14 protein-coding genes are annotated in these 15,307 nt (G+C 68.1%); 3 read left to right on the top strand and 11 right to left on the bottom strand.

The features are described from left to right. Positions 1-27 precede the first annotated feature (27 nt). The 7 genes from C1930_RS16725 to C1930_RS16755 all read right to left on the bottom strand — a co-directional run bounded on the left by C1930_RS16725 (position 28) and on the right by C1930_RS16755 (position 8,667). On the bottom strand, positions 28-2,844 hold the full coding sequence (locus C1930_RS16725) for a serine/threonine-protein kinase (RefSeq protein WP_108772230.1): 2,817 nt from the start codon (positions 2,842-2,844) through the stop codon (positions 28-30). Positions 2,845-2,852: 8 nt separating this feature from the next. Continuing rightward, positions 2,853-3,452: an ECF-type sigma factor gene (locus C1930_RS16730; protein WP_108772231.1), complete on the bottom strand. Its 600-nt coding sequence runs from the start codon at positions 3,450-3,452 to the stop codon at positions 2,853-2,855. A 272-nt stretch (positions 3,453-3,724) separates the two neighbouring features. Next, positions 3,725-5,155: a GGDEF domain-containing protein gene (locus C1930_RS16735; protein WP_108754126.1), complete on the bottom strand. Its 1,431-nt coding sequence runs from the start codon at positions 5,153-5,155 to the stop codon at positions 3,725-3,727. Between the two features lie 224 nt (positions 5,156-5,379). Continuing rightward, entirely contained in the window at positions 5,380-6,210 is an 831-nt protein-coding gene (gene fghA / locus C1930_RS16740) for an S-formylglutathione hydrolase (RefSeq protein WP_108757139.1), read from the bottom strand. A gap of 48 nt (positions 6,211-6,258) precedes the next feature. Continuing rightward, on the bottom strand, positions 6,259-7,368 hold the full coding sequence (locus C1930_RS16745; RefSeq protein ID WP_108754128.1) for an S-(hydroxymethyl)glutathione dehydrogenase/class III alcohol dehydrogenase: 1,110 nt from the start codon (positions 7,366-7,368) through the stop codon (positions 6,259-6,261). Between the two features lie 58 nt (positions 7,369-7,426). Then, positions 7,427-7,702, bottom strand: a complete 276-nt coding sequence (locus tag C1930_RS16750) for a metal/formaldehyde-sensitive transcriptional repressor (protein ID WP_108754129.1) — start codon at positions 7,700-7,702, stop codon at positions 7,427-7,429. Between the two features lie 56 nt (positions 7,703-7,758). Further along, positions 7,759-8,667 carry a LysR family transcriptional regulator gene (locus C1930_RS16755; RefSeq protein WP_108757141.1) on the bottom strand — a complete coding sequence of 303 codons (909 nt, stop codon included), beginning with the start codon at positions 8,665-8,667 and terminating at the stop codon, positions 7,759-7,761. Positions 8,668-8,793: 126 nt separating this feature from the next. Here C1930_RS16755 and C1930_RS16760 point away from each other — a divergent pair, with 126 nt between their 5' ends. Beyond that, a complete protein-coding gene (locus tag C1930_RS16760) occupies positions 8,794-9,897 on the top strand; it encodes an alkene reductase (RefSeq protein WP_108772232.1) in 1,104 nt (367 codons plus the stop codon). Between the two features lie 99 nt (positions 9,898-9,996). Here C1930_RS16760 and C1930_RS16765 read toward each other — a convergent pair whose 3' ends face one another. Continuing rightward, complete coding sequence (locus tag C1930_RS16765; RefSeq protein ID WP_108772233.1) at positions 9,997-10,674, bottom strand: SMI1/KNR4 family protein; 678 nt, start codon at positions 10,672-10,674, stop codon at positions 9,997-9,999. A gap of 124 nt (positions 10,675-10,798) precedes the next feature. Between C1930_RS16765 and C1930_RS16770 the strand changes: the two genes are divergently transcribed. Beyond that, on the top strand, positions 10,799-11,215 hold the full coding sequence (locus C1930_RS16770) for a VOC family protein (RefSeq protein ID WP_108772234.1): 417 nt from the start codon (positions 10,799-10,801) through the stop codon (positions 11,213-11,215). A gap of 49 nt (positions 11,216-11,264) precedes the next feature. Here the strand turns inward: C1930_RS16770 and C1930_RS16775 are convergent, their stop codons facing one another. Then, positions 11,265-12,149 (bottom strand): LysR family transcriptional regulator, encoded by an 885-nt coding sequence (locus C1930_RS16775; protein WP_108750552.1) that lies wholly within the window; start codon positions 12,147-12,149, stop codon positions 11,265-11,267. Between the two features lie 107 nt (positions 12,150-12,256). Between C1930_RS16775 and C1930_RS16780 the strand changes: the two genes are divergently transcribed. Next, a complete protein-coding gene (locus C1930_RS16780) occupies positions 12,257-13,309 on the top strand; it encodes an NAD(P)-dependent alcohol dehydrogenase (RefSeq protein WP_108757145.1) in 1,053 nt (350 codons plus the stop codon). An 87-nt stretch (positions 13,310-13,396) separates the two neighbouring features. On the opposite strand, the gene C1930_RS16785 is transcribed toward C1930_RS16780, so the two are convergent. Together C1930_RS16785 and C1930_RS16790 are read right to left on the bottom strand one after the other, a co-directional pair. Beyond that, the gene (locus tag C1930_RS16785; protein WP_159093628.1) at positions 13,397-13,813 is read right to left on the bottom strand and encodes a hypothetical protein; all 417 of its coding nucleotides are present in this window, start codon (positions 13,811-13,813) and stop codon (positions 13,397-13,399) included. A gap of 47 nt (positions 13,814-13,860) precedes the next feature. Beyond that, positions 13,861-15,225, bottom strand: coding sequence for a glutamate--cysteine ligase (locus C1930_RS16790; protein WP_108750550.1), 1,365 nt, complete (start codon positions 15,223-15,225; stop codon positions 13,861-13,863). Between the last annotated feature and the right edge of the window lie 82 nt (positions 15,226-15,307).

Raw genomic sequence — 15,307 nt, forward strand, 5'->3', positions numbered from 1 at the left:
ATACTTTCGTTTGTGAACAGGGGGCCGTCAGGGGGCAGCGCTCTCCCCGACCGGCGGCGGGGCGACAGCCGTCGTGCCCTGGGCCCAGCGCTGGGCCAGCGCATGCATGCGCGTATTGAACTCAGACCCCGCGTAGATTTCGCCCAGGCGGGGCTGGGCCCGCTTCACCTCGGCGCGCGCCTGCGCGATGTGGCCCGCGTCAGTCAGGGTTTCGGCGTAGGGAATGCGCCACTTGGCCGTGGCCACCGAATCGGCGCCGTACAGCCGCGAGAACTCGCGCACGACTTCCCCGGCACGTTCGGCCGCATCGGCCGCGCCGCTGCGCTGGGCCAACAGGGCCTCCTGCATGGTCTGGCGCAGCGCCAGCGACGACGACGGTGAAGGATGCTGCGCGCGGAACGCATCCAGCGCGGTGCGTGCGGCCACCAGGTTGCCACTGCGGGTCATCCACTCGATTTCCACCAGGCGCAGTGACTGCCGGTCCGGGCTGGCCGGGTCGGACTGGCGCCGCCAGACCCGGCCCACGCGCTGCAGCAGCGCGTCGGATGCCTGCAGCTGGCCCACCCGCATCAGCAGCCGCGCCAGCACCATTTCCACGTCCAGCGTTTCGCCCTGGTCGGCACCCAGCAAGCGCTGGTGGCGGTCCAGCGCCTGCCGGTACAGCGCCTCGGCTGCCGCCGTATCGCCGTAGGCTTCCTTCATGATGCCGTGCGCAAACAGCTTGCGGGCGTAGGCGAAACTGTCCACGCCGTCGATCGCCGCGCTGATCTGCAGGCTGTGGCGGAAGTGGCGGTCCGAGCTTTCGTAGCGCCCGAGATCCAGGTACTGCCCGGCCAGTGCGCTTTCGGCGCTGGCGGTGAAACTGCTCTGTTCACCGTAGATGTGCCGGGTCAGTTCCAGGTTGCGTTCCATCACCTGCAGCGCAGGATCGATGCGGCCCTGGTCGAACAGCACCTGCGACAGCAGCTGCAGGTCCTTCTGGTAATCGATGCCTTCACCACCGACGCCACCATCGTCGTTGATCGCCGCACGCAGGGTTTGCTCGGCGGCCAGCAATGCGCCGGTCGCGGCCTGCACGCTGGCCAGCTGCCGGCGAAGGCTGGAACGCACCCGGCGCGCATCCAGCGTGTGCTGGTCATCCAGCATGCCCAGCGCTTGGGTGAACATGGCCACGGCCGGCTGGGTGCCGCCTGCACTTCGGCTGCGCACCTGCGCCTGCACGGCCAGTACCCGCGCGCGTGCCAACGCATCGGGCGCCGTGGCCGTGGCCAGCAGCGCAGCGGCCTGGCTGGCGCTGCGCGCGGCTGCGTCGCGCTGCCGCGCCTGGTCCTGCAGGGTGGCCAGGTCGGCATAGGCCAGCGCGGCATCGCGCAGATCGGCCGCGCCGGCCGCCGCCAGCGCCTGCGCGCCCTGTTGCAACAGCGTCTCGGCCTGCTGCGGCTGGCCCAGATTCATGTAGGCGCGGCCCAGCACCACCTGCAGCCGCGCACGCAGCACCGGCTGCATCGTAGGCGTGGCCTGCAGGCGGCGTACGCTCTGGTCCAGCAGCTCGCGCGCACTCAGTTCCGAGGTGGCCGCGCCGCCACGGGTGCCCGGGTCCAGCACATCGAAGGACGCCACCAGGAAATCGCTGGTGCGGTTGGCGATATCGGCGTTGCGCGCCGATTCGCGCCCGGCCATGTCCAGCCTGACCAGCAGCCCTGCCACCACCAGCACCACGCCGGCGGCGGCCACGCTGCTGCGCCAGTTGCGGCGCAGGAACAAGCGCGTCTGCTGCAGTGCGCCGCTGTGCCCGGCGCGCACCGGGCGGAATGCCAGATAGCGCTCCACATCGTCGGCCAGCGCTTCCACGGTGGCGTAGCGTTGTTCGGGCACCATCGCGCAGGCCCGTGCCACGATCGCATCCAACGGGCCGCGCAGCGCGCGCCGTTCGCGTGCCGTGCGGGCCAGCGCGCTGGGTAGAGGCACCGCCACCGGCTCGCCCTGCAACGGGCGCAGCACGCGTTGCCCACTGCTTGTTTCCGCCAGCATGGCACCCAGGCTGAACACATCGCTGGCCACGCCCACACGCTGGCCGCCCAGCAACTCGGGGCTGGCGTAGGCCGGGGTGACGTAGCGTGGCAGCCCGTCGTCGGCCGACTCGTCGGTCGGTTGCCCCAGCAGTCGCGCCACGCCGAAGTCCAGCAGCACCGGCCGGCCCTGGTCATCCACCAGCACGTTGGACGGCTTCAGGTCACAGTGCACCACCAGCTGTGCGTGGGCGAACTGCACGATGCGGCAGATCTGCACGAACAGCGCCAGACGTTGCCGCAGCGGCGGCGCGTGCGCCTGCAGATAGCGGTCAAGCGGCAGGCCGGCCACGTGCTCCATCACCAGGTATGGATTACCCGACGGCGTTTCGCCTGCGTCGTACAGGCGCGCAACGCCCGGGTGCTGCAGGTCGGCCAGGATCTGCTGCTCGGCCAGCAGGTGCGCGCGCAGCGCTGGTGCCATCGGGCTGGGCAGCACCTTCACCGCCACCGTGCGGCGGTACAGGGCATCGGCACGTTCGGCGCTGAACACCGCACCCATGCCGCCTTCGGCCAGCAGTGCGGTCAGCCGCCACGGGCCCAGGCAATCGCCCACCTGCACTTCCGGCCGCGCGATGTCTTCGGCCAGCCGCTCCAGCGGCGCACGCACCCGCATCAGCTCATCGGTCTGTGCGTGCAGCAGCCGGGTGACCTCGGCAATCAACGCGGCATTGCTGCTGCGCGCCGCCAATGCCGGGCCCCACTGTTCCCGCGGCAGCTCACACACCGCATCGAACAGTTCACGCAGTTGCCCCCAGTGCGCGGCCTGCTGCATGGCCGTGCTCAGGCCGTGCTGCCCAGCTGGCTGTTGAGCCAGGCACGGGCAAAGCGCAGGTCACGGTCGACCGTGGGCACGGAAATCTCCAGCACTTCGGCGATGGCCTCACGGTCCATGCCGGCGAAGTACATGCACTGCACCGCGCGGGCCGCGCGCGGGTCCTGGGTTTCCAGTTGCAGCAACGCCTGGTCCAGCGCGAACAGATCCTGCTGCAGGGTCATCGCCGGCAGCGCTTCGTGATCGACCGCCGACAGGGTCAGCGCAACCTGGCCGCCACCGCGCTTGACCGCGCCCAGCGCGCGCGCATGGTCGGCCACCACGCCGCGCATCTTCAGCGCGGCCAGTGCCAGGAAGTGCTGGCGGTCCTGCGGGTCGGCACGGCTGTCGAGCAGGCGCAGCAGCGCTTCGTTCACCAATGCGGTGGGGCGCAGGGTGCGATCACCGCCGCGCGCCGATACGCGCGCCGCCGCCATCGCCCGCAGCGTGCCGTACAGCAGTTCCATCAGTGCATCCAGCGCGGCCGCGTCGCCGCGTCGCCAGCGCTGCAGCAGTACCGTGGCATCGGCCGCCGGCCGCGCCGGCTCCTCGGTGAACACCGTGGCCATCGTCCTTTCCCCATTCCGCCAGTGGTGATCCGGGCTCCCCGCCCGAATGTGATCATCCGCACATTCGGCGGCAGTATCCCACAGGCGCCCGGCCTTCACCCACTACCGGGTTCATGCCCTGCCTTGGTAAACGGCCATCAATACGCGGCGGTTGACCAGCCTGCCCTGGTAGGTGCCAACCTTGGTTGGCACTTCCGGGAAAGGCGGCCAACCAAGGTTGGCCACTACCGGGTTCATGCCCCGCCCTGGTAGGTGCCAACCTTGGTTGGCCACTACCGGGCGAAGCTGAAGCCCATCGGCCCGGACGGCAGCGCAGCCACCTGGTTGCGGCCGCCCCGCTTGGCCGCGTACAGACCCGCATCGGCGTGGGCCAGCAACTGTTCGGCCGTGGCCATCACCGGCGGATGGGCGAACCCCACCCCCACGCTGATGCTGACCCGCCCTTCCGGCAGCTGCAGCGCCTGCACTGCCACGCGCAGGCGCTCGGCCAGCGCCAGCACGCCCTCCACGCTGGTACCGGGCACGATCACCGCGAATTCCTCGCCGCCATAGCGCGCCACGGTGTCGGCCGCGCGGTTGGCGGTGGCCTGCAGCACCGCGGCCACGGCCTGCAGGCAGCGGTCGCCAGCGGGGTGCCCGTGCTGGTCGTTGAACGCTTTGAAATGGTCGATGTCCACCAGCAGCAGGCCCACTTCGGTGCCACTGCGGCGGGCCCGGTTCCACTCGCTGGTCAGCGCCGCATCGAACTGGCGGCGATTGGCTACGCCGGTCAGGCCGTCCTGCCGCGCCAGCTGGTCCAGCCGTGCCTGCGCTTCCAGCAGGTCGATCTGCAGCAGGGTGCTGCGCAGGCTGAAACCCAGCGTAGCGACCACGAAGCCGGCCAGCGCCAGCGGGCGCGCGTGGTCCACCACCAGCGCCCCGACCACCAGCAGCAGCAGCGGCAGGATCATCGGTCCACCGGCCTGGACCAGCCGCGACAGGCGCGGGTGCAGCACGCCGCCGGGGGCCGGCGCCTGGCGCAGGGCCAGCACCGCCAGCAGCAGGAACGGCACGTCGATCAGCAGGTCGTTGTAGGCACCGAAGGACTGTTCGGCGGTGAAATGGTTGATGTAGTACGCCACGCCCAGATAGAGCAGCGCATACAGCGCCAGCGCGCGGAAGAAGCTGCGCCGTTCGGGCACGTCGCCGGCCAGCCAGCGCACGCAGGCGAACGCAGCAATGCACAGGTTCTGGATGTCGAACATGCGGCGCATGTTGGCCATGGCCGTGTCATCGACGTTGATGCGGTCGGCGAAGGACAGGGTGTGCACGAAGAACAGCACGCCCAGCAGCGCCGCCATCAGGCCGTCGATGGTGCTGATGGTCCAGCGCTCGCGGCGGGCGCGGGCCAGGATGAACACCAGCGGCACGCCATAGATCACATACAGCAGCAGGCTGACCCGCGGGGTCAGATCGGCACGCCCGGCACCGATCGCATCGGCCATGTTCACCGCCATGCCGCCGGCCCACAGCAGCAGCGCCAATGCGGTGGCCCGCCAGCCCAGCGCCGCCCGGTCACGCCGCGCGCGCCACAGGCAGGCCATCGCCGCCAGCACCGGCGCGGCGGTCAGGAACACGAACGAACCTTCCCCGGCCGGCCCCGGCCAGAACGCCACGACCACCCCGTGGCAGAGCACGTACAGCAGCGCAAGCACTACCGGCATGGATCCCCCATCGGCAAGCCGTCTGTGCGCACCATAGCGCGTTGCCCCGCCAGCGGGGCGTGATCGACTGCCGAAAACCCGGCCGCACCGGGTGGAGTCGAGCGCGCTCGACAGCCCCGCTTCGGTAGAGTCGAGCTTGCTCGACTGATTTTCCACGCCAGTCGAGCAAGCTCGACTCTACGCCTCAGCACCGCCGCGTTCTTATCTCCCCCGCCGCATTCGCCTCAGCCGCGCAGTGCCTTGGCGTGGTGCGCGATGTGCTCGCCAATGAAGCTGGCGATGAAGTAATAGCTATGGTCGTAGCCCGGCTGCAGGCGCAGGGTCAGCGGGTGGCCCACCGCTTCGCATGCCTGCTGCAGGCGCTGCGGCTGCAACTGGGTCTGCAGGAACTCATCGGCATCGCCCTGGTCCACCAGCAGCGGCAGGCGCTCGCTGGCACCGGCGATCAGCGCGGTGGCATCCCACTGCGCCCAGGCCGCACGGTCGTCGCCCAGATAGGCGGTGAAGGCCTTTTCGCCCCACGGCACCTGGCTGGGTGCCACGATCGGCGAAAACGCCGACACGCTGCGGTAGCGGCCGGGATTGCGCAGCGCCAGCACCAGCGCGCCATGGCCCCCCATCGAATGGCCGCTGATGGCACGCGCATCGGTCGCCGGGAAGTGCGCCTCGATCAGCGCCGGCAGCTCCTGCACCACGTAGTCGTGCATGCGGTAGTGCCGTGCCCATGGCTGTTCGGTGGCGTTGAGATAGAAGCCTGCGCCCTTGCCCAGGTCGTAGCCTTCGGCATCGGCCACGTCGTCACCGCGCGGGCTGGTATCGGGGGCCACCAGGATCACCCCGTGTTCGGCGGCGTAACGCTGCGCGCCAGCCTTGGTGATCACGTTCTGTTCGGTGCAGGTCAGGCCGCTCAGCCAGTACAGCACCGGCAGTTTCTGCGTGGCCGCCTGCGGCGGCAGGTACACGGCGAACTGCATGTCGCAGCCCAGCGTGGTGGACGTGTGGCGATAGACATCCTGCCAGCCGCCGAAACAGGCACGGTGTTCAATGCGTTCCATGGAGTGCTCCCGGTGGCGGCAGGCGCGCGGCCTGCCGCCTGGCGTGGTTCAGTAGTGGACGACCGAACGGATCGACTTGCCTTCGTGCATCAGGTCGAAGGCTTCGTTGATCTTGTCCAGGTCCATGGTGTGGGTGACGAACGGGGCCAGTTCGATATCGCCCTTCATCGCGTCTTCCACCATGCCCGGCAGCTGGCTGCGGCCCTTCACGCCGCCGAAGGCGGTGCCCATCCACTTGCGGCCGGTCACCAGCTGGAACGGACGGGTGGAGATTTCCTGGCCGGCGCCGGCCACGCCGATCACCACGCTCTGGCCCCAGCCGCGGTGCGCGCATTCCAGCGCCGCACGCATCACGCTGGTGTTGCCGATGCACTCGAAGCTGTGGTCCACGCCCCAGGTGGTCATTTCCACGATGACCTGCTGGATCGGCTTGTCGAAGTCCTTCGGGTTGATGCAGTCGGTGGCGCCGAATTCGCGCGCCAGCTCGAACTTGGACGGGTTGGTGTCCACCGCGATGATGCGGCCGGCCTTGGCCTGGCGGGCACCCTGGATGACCGCCAGGCCGATGCCGCCCAGGCCGAACACGGCCACGCTGTCGCCTTCCTGCACCTTGGCGGTGTTGTGCACCGCGCCGATGCCGGTGGTCACGCCGCAGCCCAGCAGGCAGACGTGTTCCGGGTTCGCTTCCGGGTTGATCTTGGCCAGCGACACTTCGGCCACCACGGTGTACTCGCTGAAGGTCGAGCAGCCCATGTAGTGGTAGATCGGTTCGCCGTTGTAGCTGAAGCGGCTGGTGCCGTCGGGCATCACGCCCTTGCCCTGGGTAGCGCGCACCGACACGCACAGGTTGGTCTTGCCGCTCTTGCAGAACAGGCATTCGCCGCACTCGGCGGTGTACAGCGGAATCACGTGGTCGCCCGGCTTCACGCTGGTCACGCCCTCGCCCACTTCCACCACGATGCCGGCGCCTTCATGGCCCAGCACCACCGGGAACAGGCCTTCCGGGTCATCGCCGGACAGGGTGAAGGCATCGGTGTGGCAGACACCGGTGTGGGTGATCTTCACCAGCACTTCGCCAGCCTTCGGCGGGGCGACGTCGATTTCGACGATCTGCAGCGGCTGGCCGGGACCAAAGGCGACGGCGGCACGGGATTTCATGGCGGGTTCTCCAAGGACAGACAAAGACAGCATGGATGGCGCAGTGTTGCGCCCTCGTTTATTTCAGGTACGAACGGATCAAACCGCTCATCTCGCGCACGCGCTCGGCGCGCTGTTCATCGGATGCGGCCGGCTGGCCGAATTCCTCGCGCAGGTGGGCTTCCATCACTTCGGACATCAACCCGTTCACCGCGCCGCGGATGGCCGCGATCTGCTGCAGCACCGGGCCGCACTCGGCGCCGGCTTGCAGCGCGCGGTCCAGCGCATCGCACTGGCCACGGATGCGGCGCACGCGGGCCAGGACCTTCTTTTTCTCTTCGGGTGAATGCGGCATGGGCGGCCACCTGCGGAACTATACTGGGGGATAGTATACAGACCGGCCGCGCAAACTCAATCGAAGGCGCCCTGCGCCGCCAGCCGGGTCAGTTCATCCACCACGTGGCGCACCTTCGGCCGCAGATGACGGGTGGGCGGCCACAGGGCATGGATATCGACATGGCGCTGCATCTGCTCGTCCAGCACCGACTGCAGCGTGCCCGACTGCAGATGCGGGCGCACCAGCGACATCGGCATCTGGCAGATGCCCAGCCCGGCCAGCGCACCGTCGATCACTGCATCGCCGTCGTTCAACTGGTGGGTGGCGCTGGGAATGAAGGTACCGCCCTCGCCCTCCACGCCCACCCGCCACGCCACCGGCTGGCCATGGCGGTAGCCGACGATGCTGCGGTGCTGGCGCAGATCGTCCACCGTGCGCGGCACGCCGTGCGCCTGCAGGTAGGCCGGCGCCGCGCAGGTCACCAGGCGTTGGCTGCCCAGCCGCCGCGCCACCAGGTGCTCGGCCTGCTGCAGCCCGCCGAAGCGGATCAGCAGATCGATGCCTTCCTCGATGGGGTCGACGAAGTGGTCGGTGAAGGTCACCGTCAGCTGCAGGTCCGGGTACTGCTGGCACAGCTTCAGCAGCACCGGCATGACCACCATGCGGCCAAACGAAGAGGGCATGTCGATGCGCAGGCGACCACTGGGCACGTGCGCGCCCAGGCCCAGGCAGGCCTCGGCCGCGGAAATCTCCTCCAGCGCAGCGGCGCAGGACGCGTAGTAGGCCTCGCCGTCGGTGGTCAGCGAGATGCGCCGGGTGGTGCGGTGGAACAGGCGCACGCCCAGCCGCACTTCCAGCCGGGCGATGGCCTTGCCCACCGCCGAGCGGGAAATGCCCAGCGCCTCGGCCGCCTCGGTAAAGGTGGCCGCGCGTGCGGTGGTCACGAAGGTGACCAGGCCATTCAAGGATTCAACGGGAAGCATGCCAACGGCCTATTGGGGACAAATAGTCCCGTTCGATGGGAAATGGGGCCCATTTATACCACCCGATGTCAACGCCATTCTGTGGACATCGCGCCGTCGGCGCTCCTTCCCCCACGAGACCTGCACATGACCGCTCCGCTCTTCCAACCGTTTGACCTGGCCGGCACACCGCTGCACAACCGCATTGCCATGGCGCCGATGACCCGTGCGCGCAACCCCGGCTGCGTGGCCAACGAACTGACTGCGCAGTACTACCGCCAGCGCGCCAGTGCCGGCCTGATCGTCAGCGAGGGCACCCCGGTGTCGCCGCAGGGTCAGGGCTACATCGACGTGCCGGGCATCTGGTCGCAGGAACAGGTGGCCGGCTGGCGCCAGGTCACCGACGCCGTGCATGGCGCACAGGGCACCATCTTCGCCCAGCTGTGGCACGTGGGCCGCATGTCGCACAGCTCGCTGCAGCCGGACGGTGGCCAGCCGGTCAGCGCCAGCGCGCGCCCGGTGGCGCATGATCCCCGCAGCTTCGCCTTCGTGTATCGCGACGACGGCAGCCGCGGCCCGGCCGACCCGACCCCGCCGCGCGCCCTGCGCACCGACGAAGTGCCGGGTATCGTCAACGACTTCGTGCGCGGCGCCGAAAATGCCATCGCCGCCGGTTTCGATGGCATCGAACTGCATGCCGCCAACGGCTACCTGTTCGAACAGTTCCTCAACCCGCTCACCAATGATCGCCAGGATGGCTACGGCGGTTCGCTGACCAACCGCGCGCGGTTGATCCTGGACACCGTGGATGCGATGACTGCACGCATCGGCGCGCACCGCGTGGGCGTGCGCCTGGCGCCGAACAGCCAGGTCTTCGACATGCCCGCCTATGCAGAAAACGAAGCCAGCTATCTGTACCTGGCCCAGGAGCTGGGCAAGCGCGGGCTGGCCTATGTGCATCTGAACGACAACTACCTGCACGGCGCACCGGCCATCGGCGAAGCGTTCCTGCAGGCCTTCAAGCGGGCCTACGGCGGCACCGTCATCCTGGCCGGCGGCATGACCCGCGAACGTGCGCTGCGCCTGGTGGACGACGGCATCATCGATATCGCCGCGTTCGGCCAGCCGTTCATCGCCAACCCCGACCTGGTCGAGCGCCTGCAGGCCGACGTGGCGCTGACCACGCCGGATCGCGCCACCTACTACGGCGGTGGCCGCGAGGGTTATCTGGATTACCCGGTCGCCAGCTGATCGGACGGGGTCGGATCCCTTTCCAACGGAAAGGGCTCTGACCCCGGTTCGGCGAAGACGGGGTCAGAGCCGCGCTGCGCGCGGATCCGACCCCATCACTCAAGCCCCTTCGCGCACGTACGCGAACGATTCATCCAGCCGCGCAAAGCCGATCACCTGCTTCAGCAGCGCCTGTCCCTCGTCCTCGCTGATGCGCCCTGCAACGATCTCGTCCGTACGCGCGTACAGGCGTTCCAGCGCCGCCACCTGGTCGTCCCGCAGCCACGCGCGGTGTGTGCCCAGCCACGCCTGCAGCTCCTCGGCCAGCGTGTCCTTGCCCAGCATCGAATACTGCGTCTCCAGTTCCACCACCGCCTCCACCATCTTGCGGAAGACGAAGTCCTGCAGGTTGGCCGCCAGGATGTCGGCGCGGTCGTCGTCGTGCCACACCAACAGCACCGGCGGCTCGCTGAAGCCCGGCGCATTGGTCCAGAAGCAGTACACGTCGCCGGCGCCGCTGCGCGCGAACGGCAGCAGCTCCAGGTCCTCGCGCAGCGGGTTGTAGTGGTCCTCGGCGGTCAGGTCTTCCCACGCTTCCTGCAGTTCGTCACGACCGATCGGCTCGAACTCATCGGCAAACAGCAGCAGCGGCGGCTGCGCGCGCAGCTGCGCGGATTGCTGCTGGAAACCCTCCCAGCCCAACGCGCCCCACTGCAGCTGCCCAGCGGCGGACAACTGGTGGTACAGCGGCGGAAAGACCTGGCCGGTGGCCTGTTCGACGTCGGCAAGCGTGTTCATACATATCCTTGTTGGAACCCAGCCGACTACCTTGCCTGAACCTTCCGCGCGCGGCCAGCAAGATGAACCGGCACCGTCACGCCACGGGCCTAGACTGCACTGCCCCGCCGTACGTGCCACCGCCATGGATTCCCCCGCCCCCTCCTTCATCATCAATCTGGACGTGCCCGACCTGGCCGCAGCCGAGGCGTTCTACACCCAGGCGTTCGGCCTGCGCATCGGCCGCCGGCTCGGCCCGGGCGCCACCGAACTGTTGGGCGGGCCCGCGCCGCTGTACCTGCTGCAGAACGCCGACGGCAGTGCCGCCGCCGACGATGGCGATGTGCGCGACTACGAGCGCCATTGGACGCCCATCCACCTGGACTGGGTGGTGGACGATATCAACGCCGCGCTGTCACGCGCCGTCGCCGCCGGCGCGCTGATCGAACGCCCGGTCAGCGAGCGCGCATGGGGCCGGTTGGCCGTGCTGGCCGACCCGTTCGGGCATGGATTCTGCCTGCTGCAGTTCGTCGGCAAGGGGTATGACGCGTTGGTGGAGTGATCGGGGCCAGCCATCCACGCATGGGGTGGATCTACTGCATTGCTGCGCTTCACTCCCGCAACATGTCCACGAACGCGCGCAGCGCCGAGGCCATCTGCCGCTGCTTGGGGTAATACAGAACGAAGCCGGCGAACGGCTCGCTCCAGTCCTGCAGCACTGCCACCATGCGCCCGGCCTCGATATGCGGGCGGGCCGCATCTTCCAGCACATACGCCAGGCCGAAGCCATCGATCACCGCACGGATGATGGTGGTCTGCTCGCTCAGCGTCAGCCGCCCGCGCACATCGATTTCCAGCGATTCACCACCGCGGTCGAACTGCCATTTGTACAGATGCCCGCTGGCGAAGCGGAAGCGGATGCATTCGTGCTCCAGCAGGTCACGCGGGTGCTGCGGGGCCGGGTGCCGCCGCAGGTAGTCCGGCGAGGCGACGATCATGCCGCGCAGCGCCGGCCCCAGTGGCACCGCCACCATGTCCTCGGGCACGAACTCGTGCAGGCGCACGCCGGCGTCGTAGCCTTCGCCCACGATATCGACCAGGCCGTCGTTCTCGGTCAGCTCCAGGCGCACATCGGGGTGCGCATGCAGGAAGCGGGTCAGGCGCGGGCCCAACTGGGTCGGCACGGCCGCGCGCGCGGCGTTGATGCGCAGCAGGCCGGTGGGACTGGCCCGGAACTGGTTCATTTCCTCCAGCGCCTCGTGCACCTGGCCCAGCGCCGGCTGCAGCCGCTGCAGCAGCCGCTGGCCGGCCTCGGTCAGGGCCACGCTGCGGGTGGTGCGGTGGAACAGGCCCACACCCAGCCGTTCTTCCAGCGCGCGGATCGCGTAGCTCACCGCCGAGGTGGACAGGGCCAACTCGGCCCCGGCCCGGCGGAAGCTGCGGTGCCGGGCCACGGCGGCGAACGCGGCCAGGTGGGTCAGGTTGTCAGTGGCCATGATTGTGCAGTCCCACTTGATGAATCATGCCGATATCCGGGGTTCTTACCCCCGCGCGAGGGGCGTATTGTAAAACGCCTTTCGACAAACCCCGCCAAGGATTCCCCATGTCCCTCGCCCTCGGTTATGCGGTGCGCAGCAACACCGCCCCGCTCGAACCCATCAGCTTTGAACGCCGCGCGGTCGGCGCCAACGATGTGCGCATCGAAGTGCTGTACAGCGGCATCTGCCATTCCGACCTGCACCAGGCCCGCGACGATTGGGGCGGCGCCGAGTACCCGATGGTGCCGGGCCACGAGATCATCGGCCGCGTGGTTGAAGTCGGCCCGGGCGTGACCACGCTGAAGGCCGGTGATTTCGCCGGCGTCGGCTGCATGGTCGATTCCTGCCGCCACTGCGATGCCTGCGACCACGACCTGGAGCAGTACTGCGAAAAGGGCCCGACCTACACCTACAACAGCCGCGACCGCGCCACCGGCGAACTGACCCAGGGCGGCTATTCCGACCACATCGTGGTGGAGCAGCGCTTCGTGGTGAAGGTGTCCGAAAAGCTGGACCTGAAGGCTGCCGCGCCGCTGCTGTGCGCCGGCATCACCACCTGGTCGCCGCTGCGCCACTGGAAGGTCGGCCCCGGCCAGAAGGTCGGCGTGATCGGTCTGGGCGGCCTGGGCCACATGGGCGTGAAGTTCGCCAAGGCGCTGGGCGCGCACGTGGTGATGATCACCACCACCCCGGAAAAGGGTGCCGACGCCAAGCGCCTGGGCGCCGACGAAGTGCTGGTCTCGCGCGATCCGGCGCAGATGAAGGCCCACGCCAACAGCTTCGATTTCCTGCTCAACACGGTGCCGGTCAGCCATGACACCAACCCGTACATGAGCCTGCTCAAGCGCGACAGCACCATGTGCCTGGTCGGCGTGATCACCGAACTGGACCCGGCGCTGATGGGCGCCAGCGTGATCTTCGGCCGCAAGCACGTGACCGGCTCGGCCATCGGCGGCATGGCCGAAACCCAGGAAATGATGGACTTCTGCGCCGAGCACGGCATCGTGGCCGACGTCGAAGTGATCGACATCAAGAACGTCAACGACGCCTGGGAGCGCATGGCCAAGAACGATGTGCGCTACCGCTTCGTGATCGACATGGCCACCATCAAGGCCTGACCGCCGCGGTGATGGAACGAAAAAACCCCGGCACCGCCGGGGTTTTTTCATGGTGCACCGTCGGCTGGCACGTTCAGCCCAGTCAAATCAACCAACACCGCCGGCGCAATGCGGAATGCATTTCATGAAGACGTCCGCAGGCTGTTGCTCCGCCTGCTCCGCCAATGCCTGCAGAAAGTCCGCATAGGATCCTACGGCGGGCAGATCCCGGTAGTCCGATTCAGCCCAGAACACGAACCCGATGTTCATCTCGAACGCACGCTTCACCAGCCGGGCGATGCGCGAGCCTTCCACATCCGCGTTGGATCTGATGCACAGGTAGACGTCGTTGATCAGATCACTGGCATCCCCGCCAACTGCGGCGCAGCTGACTACCTGCTCCGACGCGGGAAAGTAGAGATCGGCAACGCCAGCCAGGAAATCACTGTTCCGCGCTGGCGCCATCTCATCACGCCAGGTTCCCTCTGCGGCAGGATTCTGCTCGAACAGGATGAATTGGCTCATGGCATGGACCGGTAGCGCCGGGCCATGCCCGGCGGCCACGCGATGCCTCAGTAAGCAAACTCGCGGAACACCGGATCGACGTCGCCGTGCCAGCGGCCATGGAACAGCGCCAGCTTGCGTTCGGCCGGGGTCAGGCCCGATTCGACGATTTCCTGCAGCACGTCCAGGAACTTGCTTTCGTCCTGGCCATCGGCATTGCGCGCGGCGCGGCGCTTCAGCCCTTCCACGGAAATCTTCACCGCTTCGCGGGCCAGGTCGCGCACGGTGCCGTTGCGGAACGGCAGGCCCATCGCGTACTTCGGCACGCCATCGCGCAGCGCATGGCGCTCGGCCAGGGTGAAGTCACGCACCAGGTCCCAGGCGGCGTCCAGCGAGGCATCGTCGTACAGCAGGCCCACCCAGAACGCCGGCAGCGCGCACAGACGGCTCCACGGGCCACCGTCGGCGCCGCGCATTTCCAGGTACTTCTTCAGGCGCACTTCCGGGAACGCGGTGGTCATGTGGTCCGACCAGTCGCGCAGGGTCGGCAACGCACCCGGCAGCACCGGCAGCTTGCCCTGCATGAAATCGCGGAAGCTCTGCCCGCTGGCGTCGTGATAGATGCCATCGCGGTAAGAGAAGTACATCGGCACGTCCAGCAGGTAGTCGACGTAACGCTCGTAGCCGAAGCCATCCTCGAACACGAAGTCGAGCATGCCGGTGCGGTCGGCGTCGGTGTCGGTCCAGATGTGCGAGCGGTAGCTCAGGTAGCCGTTCGGCTTGCCTTCGGTGAACGGCGAATCGGCAAACAGCGCGGTGGCGATCGGCTGCAGCGCCAGCGACACACGGAACTTCTTCACCATGTCCGCTTCGGTGGCGTAGTCCAGGTTCACCTGCACCGTGCAGGTGCGGGTCATCATGTCCAGGCCCAGCGAACCGACCTTGGGCATGTAGTTGCGCATGATCTTGTAGCGGCCCTTGGGCATCCACGGCATCTCATCGCGCGTCCACTTGGGCTGGAAGCCCATGCCCAGGAAGCCCAGCTGCAGTTCGCCGGCCACCTGTGCCACTTCATTCAGATGCGTGCCGGTTTCCACGCAGGTCTGGTGGATGGTTTCCAGCGCCGCACCCGACAGTTCCAGCTGCCCGGCCGGCTCCAGCGTCACCGAGGCGCCGTCGCGCAGCAGGGCGATGGTGTTGCCGTTTTCCTGCACCGGTTCCCAGCCGAAACGCACCAGACCGTTGAGCAGCGCCTCGATGCCACGATCACCGTCGTAGGTGGGCGGGCGCAGATCGTCCAGGCGGAAGCCGAACTTCTCGTGCTCGGTACCAATGCGCCACTGCGCGCGGGGCTTTTCACCGGAGGCAAGCACCTCGACCAGCTGCGTGCGGTCGGTAATGGGCGTATCGGCGACGTGGCTGGGGCTCGACAAGGGGGTGGCTCGCTGTGCAGGGGGCTGGAGATGTGGGGCCCAGGGCCTTCCATCGCAAGGGCGCACTATAGCGTGGCGGTTC

The organism is Stenotrophomonas sp. SAU14A_NAIMI4_8 (assembly GCF_003086695.1).
In the GTDB taxonomy this organism is placed as follows: domain Bacteria; phylum Pseudomonadota; class Gammaproteobacteria; order Xanthomonadales; family Xanthomonadaceae; genus Stenotrophomonas.